18 protein-coding genes and 1 tRNA gene are annotated in these 17,352 nt (G+C 42.1%); 10 read left to right on the top strand and 9 right to left on the bottom strand.

Going from position 1 to position 17,352, the window contains the following annotated elements:
* Positions 1-4 precede the first annotated feature (4 nt).
* From ACFQ1M_RS16575 to cls, 5 genes are all read left to right on the top strand, one after another.
* Complete coding sequence (locus ACFQ1M_RS16575) at positions 5-403, top strand: hypothetical protein (RefSeq protein ID WP_386410306.1); 399 nt, start codon at positions 5-7, stop codon at positions 401-403.
* A gap of 83 nt (positions 404-486) precedes the next feature.
* Complete coding sequence (locus ACFQ1M_RS16580; RefSeq protein WP_386410309.1) at positions 487-1,326, top strand: restriction endonuclease; 840 nt, start codon at positions 487-489, stop codon at positions 1,324-1,326.
* A gap of 2 nt (positions 1,327-1,328) precedes the next feature.
* The gene (locus ACFQ1M_RS16585; RefSeq protein WP_386410312.1) at positions 1,329-2,708 is read left to right on the top strand and encodes an MBL fold metallo-hydrolase RNA specificity domain-containing protein; all 1,380 of its coding nucleotides are present in this window, start codon (positions 1,329-1,331) and stop codon (positions 2,706-2,708) included.
* Positions 2,709-2,777: 69 nt separating this feature from the next.
* Positions 2,778-3,206: a hypothetical protein gene (locus tag ACFQ1M_RS16590; protein WP_386410315.1), complete on the top strand. Its 429-nt coding sequence runs from the start codon at positions 2,778-2,780 to the stop codon at positions 3,204-3,206.
* Between the two features lie 9 nt (positions 3,207-3,215).
* A complete protein-coding gene (gene cls, locus ACFQ1M_RS16595; protein ID WP_386410318.1) occupies positions 3,216-4,643 on the top strand; it encodes a cardiolipin synthase in 1,428 nt (475 codons plus the stop codon).
* 256 nt (positions 4,644-4,899) lie between these two features.
* Here the strand turns inward: cls and ACFQ1M_RS16600 are convergent, their stop codons facing one another.
* The 7 genes from ACFQ1M_RS16600 to ACFQ1M_RS16630 form a co-directional block, all read right to left on the bottom strand.
* A complete protein-coding gene (locus ACFQ1M_RS16600) occupies positions 4,900-5,181 on the bottom strand; it encodes a GIY-YIG nuclease family protein (RefSeq protein ID WP_386410321.1) in 282 nt (93 codons plus the stop codon).
* Positions 5,182-5,331: 150 nt separating this feature from the next.
* Positions 5,332-5,408 (bottom strand) — tRNA-Asp (locus tag ACFQ1M_RS16605).
* A gap of 130 nt (positions 5,409-5,538) precedes the next feature.
* Positions 5,539-6,468: a DUF58 domain-containing protein gene (locus tag ACFQ1M_RS16610; protein ID WP_386410324.1), complete on the bottom strand. Its 930-nt coding sequence runs from the start codon at positions 6,466-6,468 to the stop codon at positions 5,539-5,541.
* Positions 6,469-6,476: 8 nt separating this feature from the next.
* Positions 6,477-7,028: a ClpP family protease gene (locus ACFQ1M_RS16615; protein ID WP_386410327.1), complete on the bottom strand. Its 552-nt coding sequence runs from the start codon at positions 7,026-7,028 to the stop codon at positions 6,477-6,479.
* A 78-nt stretch (positions 7,029-7,106) separates the two neighbouring features.
* Positions 7,107-7,424 (bottom strand): thioredoxin, encoded by a 318-nt coding sequence (trxA, locus tag ACFQ1M_RS16620; RefSeq protein WP_386410330.1) that lies wholly within the window; start codon positions 7,422-7,424, stop codon positions 7,107-7,109.
* Between the two features lie 136 nt (positions 7,425-7,560).
* On the bottom strand, positions 7,561-11,946 hold the full coding sequence (gene dnaE, locus ACFQ1M_RS16625; protein ID WP_386410333.1) for a DNA polymerase III subunit alpha: 4,386 nt from the start codon (positions 11,944-11,946) through the stop codon (positions 7,561-7,563).
* A 141-nt stretch (positions 11,947-12,087) separates the two neighbouring features.
* Positions 12,088-12,540, bottom strand: a complete 453-nt coding sequence (locus tag ACFQ1M_RS16630) for a DUF6252 family protein (RefSeq protein WP_386410336.1) — start codon at positions 12,538-12,540, stop codon at positions 12,088-12,090.
* 239 nt (positions 12,541-12,779) lie between these two features.
* On the opposite strand from ACFQ1M_RS16630, the gene ACFQ1M_RS16635 reads away from it, so the two are divergent.
* The 5 genes from ACFQ1M_RS16635 to ACFQ1M_RS16655 all read left to right on the top strand — a co-directional run bounded on the left by ACFQ1M_RS16635 (position 12,780) and on the right by ACFQ1M_RS16655 (position 16,347).
* Entirely contained in the window at positions 12,780-13,394 is a 615-nt protein-coding gene (locus ACFQ1M_RS16635) for a 30S ribosomal protein S16 (RefSeq protein ID WP_386410339.1), read from the top strand.
* Between the two features lie 12 nt (positions 13,395-13,406).
* Positions 13,407-13,934 carry a ribosome maturation factor RimM gene (gene rimM / locus ACFQ1M_RS16640; protein WP_386410342.1) on the top strand — a complete coding sequence of 176 codons (528 nt, stop codon included), beginning with the start codon at positions 13,407-13,409 and terminating at the stop codon, positions 13,932-13,934.
* 18 nt (positions 13,935-13,952) lie between these two features.
* Positions 13,953-14,669: a tRNA1(Val) (adenine(37)-N6)-methyltransferase gene (locus ACFQ1M_RS16645; protein ID WP_386410345.1), complete on the top strand. Its 717-nt coding sequence runs from the start codon at positions 13,953-13,955 to the stop codon at positions 14,667-14,669.
* 2 nt (positions 14,670-14,671) lie between these two features.
* On the top strand, positions 14,672-15,094 hold the full coding sequence (locus ACFQ1M_RS16650; RefSeq protein WP_386410347.1) for a secondary thiamine-phosphate synthase enzyme YjbQ: 423 nt from the start codon (positions 14,672-14,674) through the stop codon (positions 15,092-15,094).
* Positions 15,095-15,168: 74 nt separating this feature from the next.
* On the top strand, positions 15,169-16,347 hold the full coding sequence (locus tag ACFQ1M_RS16655) for an acyl-CoA dehydrogenase family protein (protein ID WP_386410350.1): 1,179 nt from the start codon (positions 15,169-15,171) through the stop codon (positions 16,345-16,347).
* 10 nt (positions 16,348-16,357) lie between these two features.
* On the opposite strand, the gene ACFQ1M_RS16660 is transcribed toward ACFQ1M_RS16655, so the two are convergent.
* Both ACFQ1M_RS16660 and ACFQ1M_RS16665 read right to left on the bottom strand, forming a co-directional pair.
* A complete protein-coding gene (locus ACFQ1M_RS16660; RefSeq protein WP_386410354.1) occupies positions 16,358-16,660 on the bottom strand; it encodes a hypothetical protein in 303 nt (100 codons plus the stop codon).
* Positions 16,661-16,741: 81 nt separating this feature from the next.
* On the bottom strand, positions 16,742-17,248 hold the full coding sequence (locus ACFQ1M_RS16665; protein ID WP_386410357.1) for a DUF456 domain-containing protein: 507 nt from the start codon (positions 17,246-17,248) through the stop codon (positions 16,742-16,744).
* Positions 17,249-17,352: the final 104 nt, after the last annotated feature.

The following is a 17,352-nucleotide window of genomic DNA, read 5'->3' on the forward strand; positions in this document are numbered from 1 at the left end:
AGTTATGAAAAATGTAGGTATTTGGATCGATAAAGAGAAAGCACATCTGGTGTTTTTGGAAAACAAAAAGGAAACCTTAGTTACGGTGGAGGCCGAAGTTTTATATGACGGCTCGCGGCCTAAAACGGACTGGGGGCACACAGAGGTTTTGAAGGACCGTGTTCAGCTAGAGCGGGAAAATAAGCGATTGAAGGATTATTTCGGCCAAATAGTAGGTCATCTTCAGGATGTTGATGGTATCGCAATTTTTGGCCCGGCCGAAACCTTTTTCAAATTAAAGGATACGTTAGACAAAAACTATAAGGATCTTGCCAAAAAAGTAAAAACTGCTCAAAAGGCAGATAGCATGACGAGCAATCAGATAAAGGCCATGGTGAGAACCTATTTTGAAGAGAACGGTTGATCCGTTAGTTTCCGATGTTAGTTGTTAAGTGAAAACCGCTAAGTGCCATTAGCGCGCTTGGCGGTTTTGTAGGTATCCGACAAATGAATAGATCGAATTTTAAAATCGTCAAAGCCTCAGGGGACATTGTTGATTTTTCCTTTGAAAAGCTAGAAGCTTCTTTAAGGCGCACCGGAGCCGAGGATGCCCTCGTATCTCATATTCTCACCACCGTTCAAGACGAACTATATAACGGCATCAGTACCAAGGAGGTCTATAACAGAGCGTATGCGTTGTTAAAGAAGGGGAAGTCCGTATTTGCCTCGAAGTATAAGCTTAAAAAAGCCATTTATGAGTTAGGACCATCGGGTTTTCCTTTTGAAAAATTCGTTGCCGCTATCTTGAAATACTCTGGATATGACGTAGAGGTGAATCTTGAACTTCAAGGGTCCTGTGTGACCCATGAAATAGATGTCTTAGCACAAAAAAATGGAGAAGCAACATTGGTCGAGTGCAAATTTCATGCAGATGAAGGTAGAAAATGCGATGTCAAGATTCCCCTGTACATTCATAGCCGATACAATGATCTAAAAGAACATTATAACAACAAAAACCTAATAAAACCACTTTCTCAAGGGTGGGTAGTGACCAATACACGCTTTACCTCACATGCACAGCAATATGGGAAATGCGTAGGGCTGTACCTCCTTAGTTGGGATTTTCCGAAGGAAAATAGCTTAAAGGCGCGAATCGATCGTCTTGGATTGTATCCGATTACCGCGGCATCACGGTTGACAAAATACGAGAAGCAATTTCTTTTAGATAGAGGCGTGGTACTCTGCAGAGATTTACAAGCAAACGACTTTTATCTCGATCATCTGGGGATATCCGACACTAGGAAAGAAAATATCATAAAAGAGATACGACAACTCTGCACATTTTAGCCATGAAAACCGAAGTAAAAATTCATTTCTTAGGGGCCGCAGGGACGGTCACAGGTTCTAAGTTCGTGATAGCAACCCCGACTTTGAATATCATGGTCGATTGTGGGATGTTTCAAGGCGTAAAGCAACTACGGCAGCTAAATTGGGAGCCATTACCATTCGATGTGTCCGATATCGATGTCGTTCTTTTGACCCATGGCCATTTGGATCACGTGGGCTATTTACCACGACTGGTGAAGGCAGGATTTGAGAAGCAGATCATAGGGACTGCTCCAACCTTGGCTGTCGCTAAGATCATTTTACTCGATAGTGCGAAAATTCATGAGGAGGATGCCGAGAGGGCAAATAAGGAGGGGTATTCTTCTCACATGCCAGCATTGCCCTTTTACACCATGGAAGAGGCCAAAAGGTGTATCGCTCTTTTTAGTCCGGAGCCAAAAGATGAGTGGATTACCTTATCTGAGAATATTTCCTGCCGATTTAGATATAATGGCCATATCATCGGAGCTACTTTTATAGAGCTGGACATTTTTGGGAAGCGTTTTGTTTTTTCGGGCGATGTTGGCAGACCAGACGACCTTTTGCTATTCGGGCCAAAACGTCCGCAAAAAGCCGATTTCCTGTTCTTAGAAAGCACCTATGGCGATAGGCATCACCCGATCGAGGATCTCGAGGCCTTCTTTGTTGAACTGATAAACAAAACGATTCAACAGCAAGGTAAGCTCATCATACCCAGTTTTGCGGTAGAGCGCGCCCAAATGTTAGCTTACCTGCTTTGGAAACTTTATAAGAAAAACAAGATTCCCAATATTGATATTGTGATAGACAGTCCCATGGGAAGCAACGTTTTGGATCTATTTCAGCGGTTTCCTAATTGGCATAAGCTTCCAAAGGAGCAATATGCAGAAATGCGTCGCCATTTGAAAATAGTGAAAGACTATAGCGAAACCTGGAAGACCATCGATGATGCAAGGCCTAAGATCGTCATCGCTGGTAGTGGTATGGTCACTGGAGGGCGTGTTCTTACTTATTTGAAACAATTGATCGATGAGCCACACACCACCGTACTTTTGGTTGGTTACATGGCCGAGGGCACGCGTGGACGGTATCTTCTGGAAGGTGTTGATGAAATTAAGTTTTACGGAAAATATTATCCCGTAAGGGCAAAGATCATGCATCTTCAGTCGTTATCTGCGCATGCAGATCAACTAGAGTTGTTGGGTTGGTTGTCAGCTATAGAAAAACCACCAACGCATGTATTCCTTGTCCATGGAGAGCCAGGGGCGACAGATGCTCTTAGAGTAAAGCTAAAGGACGAATTTCAATGGGAAGCGATAATTCCAAGATTATACGAAGTTTTCACACTTAGTTGGGAATCATGACTTTAATCATTGATACAAGTTAATTTTCAACCTACATTGGAATTATAGTCATCTTGAAGTTGGGAAATCATGAAAACATCAGATTCAATGGCCTTGCCATCAGAAAAGAAGAGAATAGAAGAATTGCATCGAGACTCCTTGAATTGGATTTCCGAGTTAGATTTTATAAAGGATGAGATAAGATTCTTTAAGAAGTTGTTGCGCTCTTATTCTTTCGAACCAACAACGCCAAACTTATTCGAGAAATTGCAACTTTTTCGGCAACAGATGCAAGAAGTCCTTAACAGGAATATGGAAGATCTTGACCTTGTTCGTAAACATGAGAATCACCTGAGCGGCATGCAAGAATGTGACCAATTGGAATGTGACCAAGCATATCTACTGGAGCATGACCGTTTGGGCGAAGAGATCGTAGGCCATCTAAAAAAATTCAAAAAGCTCAAAAAGAACATCTTTGAGTATACAGAGGGCATTCTTAAGGCCAGCAGGAACAAATAATCGAACCCGATGACTGTCGCGATAATTGTCATTTATGGGTTGATCACTCTTTGGGCTATTTTCAATCTCATTCTTTATGGTGCCAGACCGTCAAAATCACTCAGTTGGTTCGTGGTCATTCTTATGCTTCCGTTTTTCGGGGTATTGTTTTATGTGTTGTTTGGAATCAATCGTCGTAAACTAAAATTTTTCCGATTGAAACAAACCGAGGAAAGACAGTCTTACGATCTGCATTTGTCCGCTAAGCGGCAGAACAATGCCCAGATACCGCTTATGTCTAAAAAAGGATATAAGTTAATGAAGCTGATCACGAAGAACGCAGGGCTTTATCCTTATCAGGGTAATGAAGTGACGATCTTAGAAGATGGCATAAAGACCTTTGAGATGATTCTCAAAGAGTTGCAAGCGGCTAGAAAATTCATTCATATTCAATTCTACATTTTTGAAGAGGGAGAACTCCTAGAGCGTTTATGTCAGGTTTTTGAAGAAAGGATCGCTGCAGGAGTGGAGGTGAGGATCATTTATGATGCTATAGGGAGTTTGGCCTGGAGGCGGAGTTCCATCAATAGGTTCAAAGCTTTGGGGGTTCAGGTATTTTCTTCGATGCCTCTCCGTTTGGGAAGCATTCTTTTTACGCTTAATTACAGAAATCACAGGAAGATAATCGTCATAGATGGTGTAGTTGGATTCACGGGCGGTGTCAATGTTTCTGACAAGTATATAAGATCTACAAATTCGTTGGGTGTTTGGGACGATATGCATTTGTGCATCAAAGGTCCTGCGATCAACGATTTGCATCGAATCTTCATCAAGGACTATTATTTTGCGAGTGATGACAAGGAAGATCTGCTGAATGAACGTTATCTTCCAAAGATTCCAGATCATGGTAAGACGATCGTGCAATTTGTCGCAAGTGGGCCAGATTCAAACTATTCGGCCATCATGCAACAATATATTATGCTCATCAATTTGGCCGAAGATTACATTTGTATTGCCAATCCTTATTTCATTCCAAGTATTGCTGTGATAGAGGCCCTTAAAATGGCAGCATTAAGCGGTATTAAGGTAAAAGTCCTCGTGCCTCGAAAATCGGATTCTTCCCTGGTAAAACATAGTATGTTCTCATATTTCGAAGAATTACTCAGTGCTAACATTGAGATCTACTTACATCGGGAGAAATTTTTGCACAGTAAGATGATGGTCATCGACGATGAAATAGTGTCGGTCGGCTCTAGCAATTTCGATCATCGTAGTTTTGAACAAAACTTTGAAGCCAATGCGGTCGTTTATGATTCAATTATAGCTCGACTTGTCAAAGAGGATTTTCAGAATGACTGTAGTGAAAGTGTTTTACTAGACCTAGAGACGTTCAAAAAAAGGCCAATACGACATAAGTTGCTCGAAGGTTTTGCAAGGATGTTCAGTCCGTTATTATGATACTAAAACATAGATAAATGGTCATCGGGACCTTCCCAAAAGCAAAAAGCCTCCTATTTTGATTGCTCAAAAAAAGGAAAGCTTTTCACCCCGAGGCCTCGGGGCTACTAAACCTATGTAAATCAGTGATTTACCATAAACAACACAACTGATCTTCATCGCCAAAAAAAGCTCCCACCTTGAGAGAGCTTCCTTAACTGTTGGCGGTCTGGATCCCGAGTACTCGGGAAACCCGAGACCGTGGGAATCATGCTTTTCATTTGGATGCGATCATCCGTTCGTAGAACTCGCGACTCTTCTGGCGTTTTAGGAAGCGTTCCCTTTTGATGGCCTCGGTCTTTGTTGTGAAGACTTCGGAATATACCAAGACCCAAGGCATTCTCTTACTGGTGTAGCGACTCTTCCCGGTATTGTGCCTCAGTAATCTGTCGTCGAGGTCACTGGAGTATCCAGTATAGTAGGACCCATCTTTCTCGCTCTGTATGATATAGGTGTAGAACATGTATGGGAATATCGGTACGGAAACTGTTAAAAGCAAAAAAGCCTCCTATTTTGATTGCTCAAAAAAAGGAAAGCTTTTCATTGGTTTAACTACTAAACCTAGGTAAATCAGTGATTTACCATAAACAACACAACTGATCTTCATCGCCAAAAAAAGCTCCCACCTTGAGAGAGCTTCCTTAACTGTTGGCGGTCTGGACGGGACTCGAACCCGCGACCCCATGCGTGACAGGCATGTATTCTAACCAACTGAACTACCAGACCGTTGCTTGATTGCGGACCTGCCCGACATAACGATATATCATTTATGTCATTCAGGCGGGTGCAAATATACACCCCTTTTTATATTGAACAAATAAATTTTTGCAAAAAATCGGAAAACATTTCAAGATCATTAGGCAAATTGCTGTCGCTCCACCAAATAGGTGGTCAAAATCTTATTGAAATTCTCGTTGATATCTGCTTCGACATATTTTATGCGATATTGTGCACACTTCATCTTGAGATTTTCAAAATAGGCCCGTACGGCTTCCTCATAATTATCTTTTATATTTTCTGCATAAAGATTGATGTATTCTCCGGTTTCGACATCGATGAATCGCTTGGGACGATTATCAAAATCAAAGGAAAACTCCTTTGATTTGTCAAAAACATGGAAGAGTATCACTTCATGCTTATTGTATTTAAGGTGTCTAAGCGCTTCAAAGACCTTCTCGTCTTCGGTTTCTGTCTGAAACATATCGGTAAACAGAAAGATCATACTCCGACGATGGATCTTTTCGGCTATTTGGTGCAAATAGGTATAGGTTTGAGTGGTTTTGGACGTATGTCTGTAAACGGCTGTCTTACTCAACATCTCCAATAACATTTGATGATGACGCTCACTCCCTTTTTCGGGAGCATAATAATCATAATCATTTGAGTAAATACTCAGGCCAATGGCATCCCGTTGCCGCTTTAAAATGTTCATCAACGATGCAGCTGCGAGGACCGAGAACCCTATTTTGTTCAGACTATTGATATTTAATTCCTTGACCGCCGGATAGTGCATCGAGGAGGAATTGTCTACGATAATATGACATCGAAGGTTGGTTTCGTCCTCATATCGTTTCGTATATAATTTATCGGTCTTTGCAAACAGTTTCCAATCGATATGTCTGGTGCTCTCACCTTGATTGTAAATGCGGTGTTCGGCAAATTCTGCGGAAAACCCGTGAAAAGGACTTTTATGCATGCCAGAAATAAATCCTTCCACAACTTGCTTCGCAAGCAGTTCTAGATTTTTGAATCCCTGGGCCTTATTTAATTCACTTTGTAAATTCAAAATAAGAGTTAATTCTCTATGATCCCATCGACAATTCCGTAGGATACGGACTCTTCCGCTCCCATCCAATGGTCCCTGTTGAAGTCTTTCATTACCTTCTCTACAGTCTGCCCACAATTATCTGCCAGGATCTTTGCACTCAACTCTTTGGTCTTGAGGATTTCCTGTGCCGTGATCTCTATATCGGAAGCTTGACCTCTTGCACCGCCGCTTGGTTGATGTATCATGACCCTTGCATGCGGATAGATAAAACGTCGTCCCTTTTCGCCTGCCGAAAGTAAGATCGAGCCCATAGAGGCCGCGAGGCCGGTGCATATAGTGGAAACGGGGCTTTTAATGGTTCTTATGCAATCGTACATGGCAAAACCCGATGTCACGTAGCCTCCGGGGCTATTGATATAAAGTTTTATCTCGGAAGTATTATCCAATAGATCGAGATACATCAAGCGATCTACGACATGTTTTGCAGAAGCGTCATTCACCATTCCCCAAAGGAATATTTTGCGTTCTTCAAGTAATTTTTTTGCTATTTCGTCTTGAACTTTTTTCGATTTTTCCATGTAAAATAATTTTCCTTCTAAAAGTAAAAAAGGTCTGGCCAAAAGCCAAACCTTTATAAATTTATTATGATGTATTGTTTAAATCAATGAATCCAATGCATCTGTATATGCATTCTTGGGAGCTACGCCTACTTGGCGACCAACCAATTCCCCATCTTTGAAAACAAGGACCGTTGGGATATTTCGTACACCGTATTTGGCAGCAAACTCTTGATTCGCATCAACGTCCACTTTGCCGACCACAGCTTTCCCGTCGTATTCATCACTCACCTGATCAATGATAGGTCCTACCATACGACAAGGTCCACACCATGCAGCCCAAAAGTCAACCAGTACCGGTTTGTCACTTTTAAGGACTACATCTTCAAAGGTAGCATCTGTTATTTCTAAAGCCATCTCTTAAAATTTAAATGTTCTTCTAATTGTTTACACAAAAGTAGTCAAATATTTCTCCAAACCTTACACGGCCAATAAGGTTTGTTTATGTAGTCATTAGCGCCAATAATTTAGTAGCCGCATCTGCGATTCTCATTTAATTCAATTTCCAAGAAACTTCCTTTTGGTCCAAAGCCGCAAGCAGCTCATTGTTTATTTTCACTTTTTGCTTTCTGCTAGGCATGTGCAGCTTTAACTTCTCTTCCATATCATAGAGCACAAAATTTAACGAGTGATCGCCTTTGTAAGTGGATATCAGTTCTTTTAAGCGAGTGATCTTCTCTTCTTCTAGCGTGTTTATCTCCAATCTGATGGTAAGTTTTTTTGCATAAGTGTCCATCACGTCCTGCAGCTGCTGGAATTGATTGAACTGCAACCTCGGGTCTCCCTTTTTTCCAGTGTCTCTATTTACCCAACCTTCTCTTACAAAAGCCTTTGCATAGATAAAGGAGTTGGGGACCAAGAAATGTCTGAATTTCAAATATTCCTCTCCAAACATCCTAAATTCGAAAGAATCGGTATAATCTTCTACAGTGAACGCTGCCCAACCTTTTCCGTTTTTGGATATCCTATGCTGTACATCGGTGATGACGCCCCCGAAGGCGAGTTCTCGATTCACAAATTGCTCCAGATCGACAAAATTGGAGACGGTCGCATTACAAAAGCAATCCAATTCTGTTTTAAAATCATCTAGAGGATGGCCAGAGATATAGATACCGACCACCTCTTTTTCTCTGCGTAGTTTTTCCATAGTTCCCCATGTCTCACAAGGGGGAATCACTGGCTCGGGAATTTGAACTTCGCTGGCATCACCAAAAAGGCTCACTTGTGAAGAGTTTTCATTTTCCTGAAATTTGGCGCCATACTTTACGGCCTTTTCCAAAAATGAGATACCATCACCTTCGTCATGAAAGTACTGCGCCCTGTGAGTATCGGAGAAGGAGTCGAAACCTCCGGCCAGCGCCAGATTTTCAAAGGCTTTTTTATTGGCGGCTCTAAGGTCTACGCGTTTCGCCATGTCGAATATGGATCGATAATGGCCATTTTCCTTACGTTCGGCAACAATGCTCTCTACGGCCGATTTTCCAACTCCTTTGATGGCACCCATACCAAAGCGCACGGCATTGTCCTTGTTCACTGAGAATTTATAGTATGATTCGTTCACATCGGGTCCTAGAACATTCAGCTTCATTCGGCGACATTCCTCCATAAAAAAGGTAACCTGCTTAATATCGTTCATGTTGTTCGAAAGGACAGCAGCCATATACTCAGCAGGATAATGTGCCTTTAGATATGCCGTTTGATAGGCGATCCAAGCATAGCATGTAGAATGCGATTTGTTAAACGCATAGGCGGCAAACGCTTCCCAATCTTTCCATATTTTTTCCAGTTTTTCGGTATCGTGTCCTTTTGCAGCGGCTTGATCGATGAACTTGGGCTTCATCTTGTCTAGCACGGCCTTTTGCTTCTTTCCCATGGCCTTTCTCAATACATCAGCTTCACCTTTGGTAAAATCTGCCAGCTTTTGTGAAAGTAGCATCACCTGTTCTTGATACACCGTGATGCCGTAGGTCTCCTTAAGATACTCCTCCATTACCGGAAGGTCATAGGTGATTTCCTCTTCTCCATGTTTCCTCCTGATGAAACTTGGGATATATTCCATTGGCCCGGGTCTGTAAAGCGCGTTCATCGCAATGAGATCGGCAAAGGTGGTTGGCTTTAGCGATTTCATGTGCTTTTGCATCCCAGGTGATTCATATTGAAATATCCCGACGGTCTCTCCACGTTGGAAAAGCTCGTATGTCTTGTCGTCATCGAGTGGGAAATTGTCAGGATCCAATTGAACGCCATGCTTTGCTTTTACGATCTTCACCGTATCCTTGATCAGCGTAAGCGTTTTAAGCCCCAAAAAGTCCATTTTCAATAACCCCGCATTTTCTACTACCGAATTATCAAACTGGGTCACGTAAAGATCTGAGTCTTTTGCAGTGGCCACCGGAACGAATTTGGTAATATCGTCTGGTGTAATGATCACTCCACAGGCGTGAATACCTGTGTTTCTCACCGACCCTTCCAGCACTCTAGCCTGATTGATCGTTTGTGCTTCAAGATCTTCTCCTTCGGAGAGATTTTTTAGTTCGTTCACCTTTTGGATCTCCTCGGCACGCAATTTCTCTTTCAGTTCCTTCTCGTCCATAGAGAAAAGCTTGCCGAGCTTCATATTCGGAATCAGTTTGGCGATGCGGTCGGCATCAGGCAATGGAAGGTCCAATACCCTTGCCGTGTCTCTGATCGAAGACTTCGCGGCCATGGTCCCATAGGTGATGATCTGTGCCACTTGGTTAGCACCGTATTTGTCGATCACATACTGCATGACACGACCACGACCTTCGTCGTCAAAATCGATATCGATGTCGGGCATGGACACTCTATCAGGATTCAAGAAACGCTCAAAAAGCAGGTCGTATTTTATGGGGTCTAGATTGGTGATGCCCAAACAATAAGCGACTGCCGAGCCTGCTGCCGATCCACGGCCTGGACCAACGGAAACATCCATGTTCCGGGCTTCTCTGATAAAATCCTCAACGATAAGGAAATACCCTGGATATCCTGTATTCTCGATGACCTTCAATTCAAAATCGAGTCGTTCATCGATTTCAGGGGTGATCTCGCCATAACGCTTTTTGGCACCTTCGTAAGTGATGTGACGTAAATACTTATTCTCGCCTCGTTTGCCACCGTCAATTTTATCCTCTTCGAATCGAAAAGCCTCAGGAATATCAAAAGCGGGCAATAATACATCGCGGGCTAGCTCAAATGGTTCTATCTTGTCCACCACCTGCTGAATGTTAATGACCGCTTCAGGAATATCCTTGAACAGTGCTTTCATCTCGTCGGCACCTTTAAAATAGTACTCTTGATTGGGAAGCCCATATCGATATCCTCGACCTCTTCCTATAGGAGTTGCCTGCTTCTCGCCATCTTTCACGCACAATAGAATATCGTGTGCATTGGCATCTTCTTTATCTACATAATAGGTGTTATTGGAAGCGACAAGCTTAATGTCGTGCTTTTTTGAAAATTGTATAAGCACTTCATTAACACGGTTCTCGTCCTCTTGTCCATGCCGCATGAGTTCGATATAGAGATCTTCTCCAAATTCTTCTTTCCACCAAAGCAATGCTTCTTCGGCCTGCTTTTCGCCAATATTCAGCACTTTGCTAGGAACTTCCCCGTATAAATTTCCGGTAAGGGCGATGATATCTTCTTTGTGTTGTTTGATGACCTTCTTGTCTATTCTTGGCACATAGTAGAAACCATCGACATATCCGATCGATGACATCTTGGCTAGGTTATGATAGCCGTTCTTGTTTTTTGCTAACAATAAGACCTGATACCCATTGTCTTTTCTGGTCTTGTCATCATGATTCTCACAGACGAAGAATTCACACCCTAGAATGGGCTTCATGATCACTTCAGAGGGTGTTTCGCCCTTCGCTTCTGCGTCTTTGTTCTTGGCTTTCGCAGCTCTGTTGTGATTCTCTACGGCGCTTACAAAGTGAAACGCTCCCATCATATTTGCATGATCTGTCAATGCAACGGCTGGCATTTTAGCCTTAGCTGCTGCATTTACCAGGTCTCTAATACTGGCTGTAGATTGTAATACCGAAAATTGTGAGTGGTTATGCAAATGAACAAAAGATACATCGGCCAGATCCTTTGCATTCTGATCAAGTTCTTTTTGCGAGATTTCATCTGTCTTTGTTTCCTTCTGAAGGCGTTTCCTTATTCTATCGGACGCTGCTTTAAGATTGAGGTGTTCTAACCCTATAAGCTGAATCGGTTGTGGATTGGCCTCAGAGAAGTTCTTTAAATAGTCCGAGGAAACATCTAATTCTTCTAAGGTATATACACGCTTTCTTATCAATTCGAAGAAACAACGGGTGGTGGCTTCCACATCAGCGGTTGCATTATGCGCTTCTGCAAAAGGCTCGCCAAAAAGATATTGGTGTAATTCCGTGAGTGTTGGCAACTTGAATTTGCCACCTCGACCACCGGGAATTTGACATAATTCTGCCGTAGTTTCGGTACAGGTATCCAGAACCTTTAAGTTGGATAGTTCATTGTCTATGGAAAGTCGGTGAAATTCACATCCCATGATATTAATGTCAAATCCAACATTTTGACCAACGACGAATTTGGTTTTAGAAAGCGCGATATTGAATTTCTTCAATGCCTCTTCGAGGGAGACGCCTTGTTCTTCGGCGAGTTCAGTAGAAATACCGTGTATTTTCTCAGAATCATAGGGGATATTAAACCCATCTGGTTTGATCAGGTAATCCTGATGCTCGAGACAATTTCCTTCAGCATCGTGCAATTGCCAAGCGATCTGTACAGCTCGCGGCCAATTATCGGTGTCCGTGATCGGAGCATCCCAACGCTTGGGAAGTCCGGTTGTTTCCGTATCAAATATCAAATACATAGGATGCTGTTGTCAAAAGAAAATACACCTCAAAAGTAACGAATAAACGCTTTTGAAGCCGAAAATGTTGTTAACAGAATGCTAACAGTGAGAGGCTAAAATGAAGATCTTGTCGTACTCAATAACCGCAAAGGCTATTCACTATAATGATGGGTTTGTGTTGATGGGTACTCCGATAAAATTCCCATTTTGAAAACTGATAGGAATATCTATTCCCTCTTGGAAGGCGACGAACTTAAATGTTCCCGAAACCGTATTGTTAGATATATCGGTAATTCGGATTTCCCCTTCTCCTCTGTCAGCTGTAGTGTAAGATGCCTCACCTCCAATGCGATAGATAGCCACACTATTTTGCTCTGGGCCCAATACGTAGGTGGCATTCACCGCTGCAGATGGTATGTCGAGTACAATGGTTTCCTGTCCGCTAGCTATGGCCGTAATTCTCAACGAGCTATTGCTACCTAGCGTAGCTTCGAAAACACTGGCTTCCCAAAAACTATTGTTTCTCGTGGCTTCGAATGCTGGATCATTAAACTCGGTATCATCACAGGAAAATGAAAGAATGGTTAGGATGAGAAATACGTATTTTTTCATAGTGCTCAATTTCTTTGATACAAATAACGTAAAATGTTCCAATATTTATATAGTATGCTAGGTTAAATTAGACAAAACGAAATGGAACATATCACTTTTGGTTTAATGCGACCCCAAGGAAGCCAAATGAAATATACTGTAAATTCCTTCGGTATAATTCTTTGCGATAAAGAAAATAAATTATCTTTGCACCCTCATTAATAATAGAGGTCGTGAACCTCACTAATTAATTTATAATTATGCCTGTAAAAATCAGATTACAGAGACACGGTAAAAAAGGAAAGCCTTTTTACTGGATCGTAGCCGCAGACTCGCGAGCTAAAAGAGATGGTAGATTCTTAGAAAAGTTAGGTATCTACAATCCAACAACCAATCCTGCCACTATCGACCTAGATGTTGACGGTGCTGTGAAATGGTTACAAAATGGTGCTCAACCAACGGACACTGCTAGAGCAATTCTATCCTATAAAGGAGCGTTGTTGAAAAAGCATTTGGCCGAAGGTGTTAAAAAAGGTGCTTTGACCGAAGAGCAAGCTGAGAAGAAATTCCAAGCTTGGTTGGAAGAAAAGACTGGGAAGATCGATGCTAAGAAAGACGGTCTAGCAAAAGCAGAAGCTGATGCAAAGGCAAAAGCTTTTGAGGCAGAGAAGCAGGCAAATGAGGCGCGCATCGCGGCGAATACCCCTGTTGAAGAAACCGCAGAAGAAGCAGTTGAAGAGGCGACAGAAGAAGTTGCAGCTGAAGCTGAGACAGAAGTTGCCGCCGAGGCTGAAGCTACCGAAGAAGTTGTTGCTGAAGAAGCACCAGCCGAGGAAGCTGCTACTGAAGAAAACAAAGAAGAAGCTGCTGAGTAATTTATTGAAGCGATGAAAAAGGAAGAATGCTTCTACCTTGGTAAGATCGTTTCAAAATTCAGTTTTAGGGGAGAGGTGCTGGCAAAGCTAGATACCGACGAACCTCAGCTTTACAAAGATCTGGAATCAGTGTTTATTGCTCATGGCAATGACCTGGTTCCTTTTTTTATTGAAAAGGCTCGATTGCACAAATCGGATCTTCTTCGATTAAAGATCGAAGATGTCAACTCTGAAGAGGATGCCGATCGCTTGATGAGGTCCGAATTATATCTTCCGTTGGCATTTTTGCCAAAGTTGGATGGAAACAAATTCTATTTTCATGAGATCGTCGGATTTCAGATGATAGATGAGAGTTTCGGTCGCGTAGGGGTCATTAAGGGCGTTAATGACACGACCGCCCAAGCGCTTTTTGAGGTGGAGCGCGATGGAAAAGAGATCCTTATTCCGATGAATGACGAATTCATCAAAGAAGTGAATAGAAAAAAGAAAGAAGTGGTGGTTGCCACGCCCGAGGGTCTTATCGACCTTTATCTCCAATAATATTCAATAGATTTTTTCATGTCCAAGCCCTTTACATTTAAACAATTCGTTGTAGAGCAAGACCGCTGTGCCATGAAAATAGGTACCGATGGGGTCTTGATGGGTGCATGGGCACCTTTGTCACACAAACCCGAAACGATCTTGGATATCGGTGCGGGCACAGGAATCATATCATTGATGTTGGCGCAACGCTCTGCTGCATTGCAGTTGGATGCTTTGGAAATAGATGATGCGGCCTACGTACAATGCGCAGAAAACTTTGAAGCGTCACCTTGGAATGACCGCTTGTTTTGTTATCATGCTTCTTTTCAAGAGTTTTGGGAGGAGATGGACGACCAGAAATATGACCTGATCGTAAGCAATCCACCATTTTATTCAGAAGCCTATAAGTCCAATGACCCGAAACGCGACCTAGCTCGTTTTGAAGATGCCTTGCCTTTTGAACATTTATGCTATGGTGTGGCGAGACTCTTATCTGAAAAAGGGTTATTTTCGGTCATCATTCCTCATTCAGAAGAGAAAAAGTTCATAGATCTATCCTCGCGTTTCTCATTGTTTCCGCAAAAGATCACTAGGGTAAGGGGCAATGATCATGCTCCACTGGTGAGAAGCCTTCTTACCTTTTCCTTTGATGAAGTTACGGCAGTTGAGGAAGAATTGATCATCGAGAAAGCACGGCATCAGTACACCGAAGAATACATTGCCTTGACCAAAGATTTTTATTTAAAGTTGTAAGTATGAAATTCTTTCAGAAAGAAATACAATTACAACCTTTCAAAAGAGGTTTTCATCTAATTACAGACAATATTATCCGAGCGCTGCCCGAGCTTGCTGAGATACGGAACGGACAACTGCAGATCTTCATCAAACATACCTCTGCAAGCTTAACTATAAACGAGAATGCGGACCCAAGTGTCCGAGTTGATCTAGAAAGTCATTTCAATGAAATGATTCCCGAAAATGCACCATACTTTATTCATACCTATGAAGGTCCAGATGATATGCCCGCACATATTAAGGCTTCATTATTGGGAGCTACTTTGCAACTACCTATAACAGATGGAAGATTGAATTTGGGTGTGTGGCAAGGAATTTATCTCTGCGAGCATCGCAATCATGGAGGAGGTAGGAAATTAGTGTTGACAGCCTTTGGCCTATGATGTTATAAATATAACTGAGATACTATTTTTAGTTATATTTTCTTTGCATACCTTTGATGAAAAATTGTAGATAGATGAGACCAGATCTTTTTGAAGCTCCCGATTATTATAACTTGGATGAATTGCTCACCGATGAACATAAGTTGGTGCGAGATGCTGCTCGTAGCTGGGTAAAGCGCGAAGTGTCACCTATTATTGAAGATTATGCACAACGTGCTGAGTTTCCTGATCAGATCATCACAGGTTTGGCAGAGATCGGTGCTTTTGGACCTTACATTCCTGAAGAGTATGGTGGAGCAGGACTGGATCAAATAAGTTATGGATTGATCATGCAAGAGATCGAGCGCGGTGATAGTGGGGTACGTTCTACCGCATCGGTTCAATCCTCTCTAGTAATGTATCCTATTTGGAAATATGGTTCTGAAGAACAACGCAAAAAATACCTTCCAAAATTAGCTTCAGGAGAATTTATGGGGTGTTTTGGACTTACAGAGCCCAATCATGGTTCCAATCCGGGAGGTATGGAGACAAAATTCAAAGATATGGGTGATCATTATCTGTTGAACGGAGCCAAACTGTGGATCTCTAACGCACCTTTTGCAGACATTGCGGTCGTCTGGGCCAAGAATGAAGAAGGACGGGTGCACGGGCTCGTTGTCGAACGTGGAATGGAAGGATTCTCAACACCGGAGACGCACAATAAATGGTCCTTGAGAGCTTCTGCAACAGGAGAGCTTATTTTTGATAATGTGAAGGTGCCAAAAGAGAATCTCTTACCAGGTAAGAGTGGTTTGGGCGCACCACTAAGTTGTCTGGATTCGGCAAGATTTGGAATTGCATGGGGTGCTATCGGAGCAGCAATGGATTGCTATGATACGGCATTGCGATACGCCAAAGAACGGATTCAGTTTGATAAGCCCATCGCCGCTACACAACTTCAACAAAAGAAATTGGCAGAGATGATCACAGAGATCACCAAGGCGCAATTGCTTGCATGGAGACTTGGCGTATTGCGAGAACAAGGAAAGGCCACTTCGGCCCAGATCTCTATGGCGAAAAGAAATAATGTGGATATGGCCATCAAAATTGCTCGAGAAGCGAGGCAAGTGCTCGGAGGTATGGGTATCACAGGCGAATATAGCATTATGCGACACATGATGAATCTAGAAAGTGTAATTACCTATGAGGGCACTCACGATATTCATCTATTGATCACCGGAATGGATATCACCGGACACGCTGCCTTTAAATAAAAGAGAATGCTTATATGACCTCGCTAGCGACCTTATCTGAGGTCGCTTCTTTTTGTTGGTTTTTTAAAATCGCCTTATGAGAGTATATTCTGGAGATTCCCAATGAAATGGCATACATAAAGAGCATTTTCATAATGAAGTCTGCAGAAGTAAATTCGGGAAAAGTGAATTCTCCTTTGGTCATAGTGCTGGAAATGATCTCGTAGGTAAGAAACAAACAAAAAACAATGAACACTCGTGTCGCATTGATCAGTTGTATGCTCAGTTTTTTTGCTTCCAGGGTCTTTGTGGTCGTAGGTCTTTGATTATTCATGTAAAATATAACTATAAGTACAAATATGTACGATATAAATGTCTATTTGGTTTACAAAATAACGAAGACAAAAGGAGATTATTATGAAAATGTGAATAGGGCCTCGCCATTTTGAATGGTTTTCCAAACGAAAAACCCTAAAAAGATCGCAGACACGACAAACTTCATAAAAGTGCCGGTCAAAAATCCCAGAAAAGATCCAAATGCAGCTTTAAAGGCCCTGTTGGAGTCGCTTTGGTGTATCATTTCTCCAACGAAAGCACCGACAAATGGTCCGATGATAATCCCAAATGGAATCGGCGCAATGATACCAACGACCAGTCCAATTGTAGTTCCGATCATCCCAGCTCTACTGCCACCAAATTTTCTGGTACCAACAGCCGGAATGATATAATCCATTACAAAGATGAAGAGCGCCACCGCCAAGGTAATGCCCAAGAACCACCAATCTTGTGGTACCGCCTTAGTGAGGTGCAATAACAAAAGGCCTATCCAACTCACAGGAGGTCCTGGCAAGACCGGTAGAAAGCTGCCTAACAGCCCTAGTAACATAAAGATGAAACCCAAAAAAAGCAATAAGATATCCATAAATATATTTGCTATAAGACGAAGATACGTAACATCTGTTACAAATTTTTAACTAATTAATTAGTTTAAACTAAAAAAATAGTTATATTAGCAATCTAAAGATG

Source organism: Sungkyunkwania multivorans (assembly GCF_042675645.1).
Classification (GTDB): domain Bacteria; phylum Bacteroidota; class Bacteroidia; order Flavobacteriales; family Flavobacteriaceae; genus Sungkyunkwania; species Sungkyunkwania multivorans.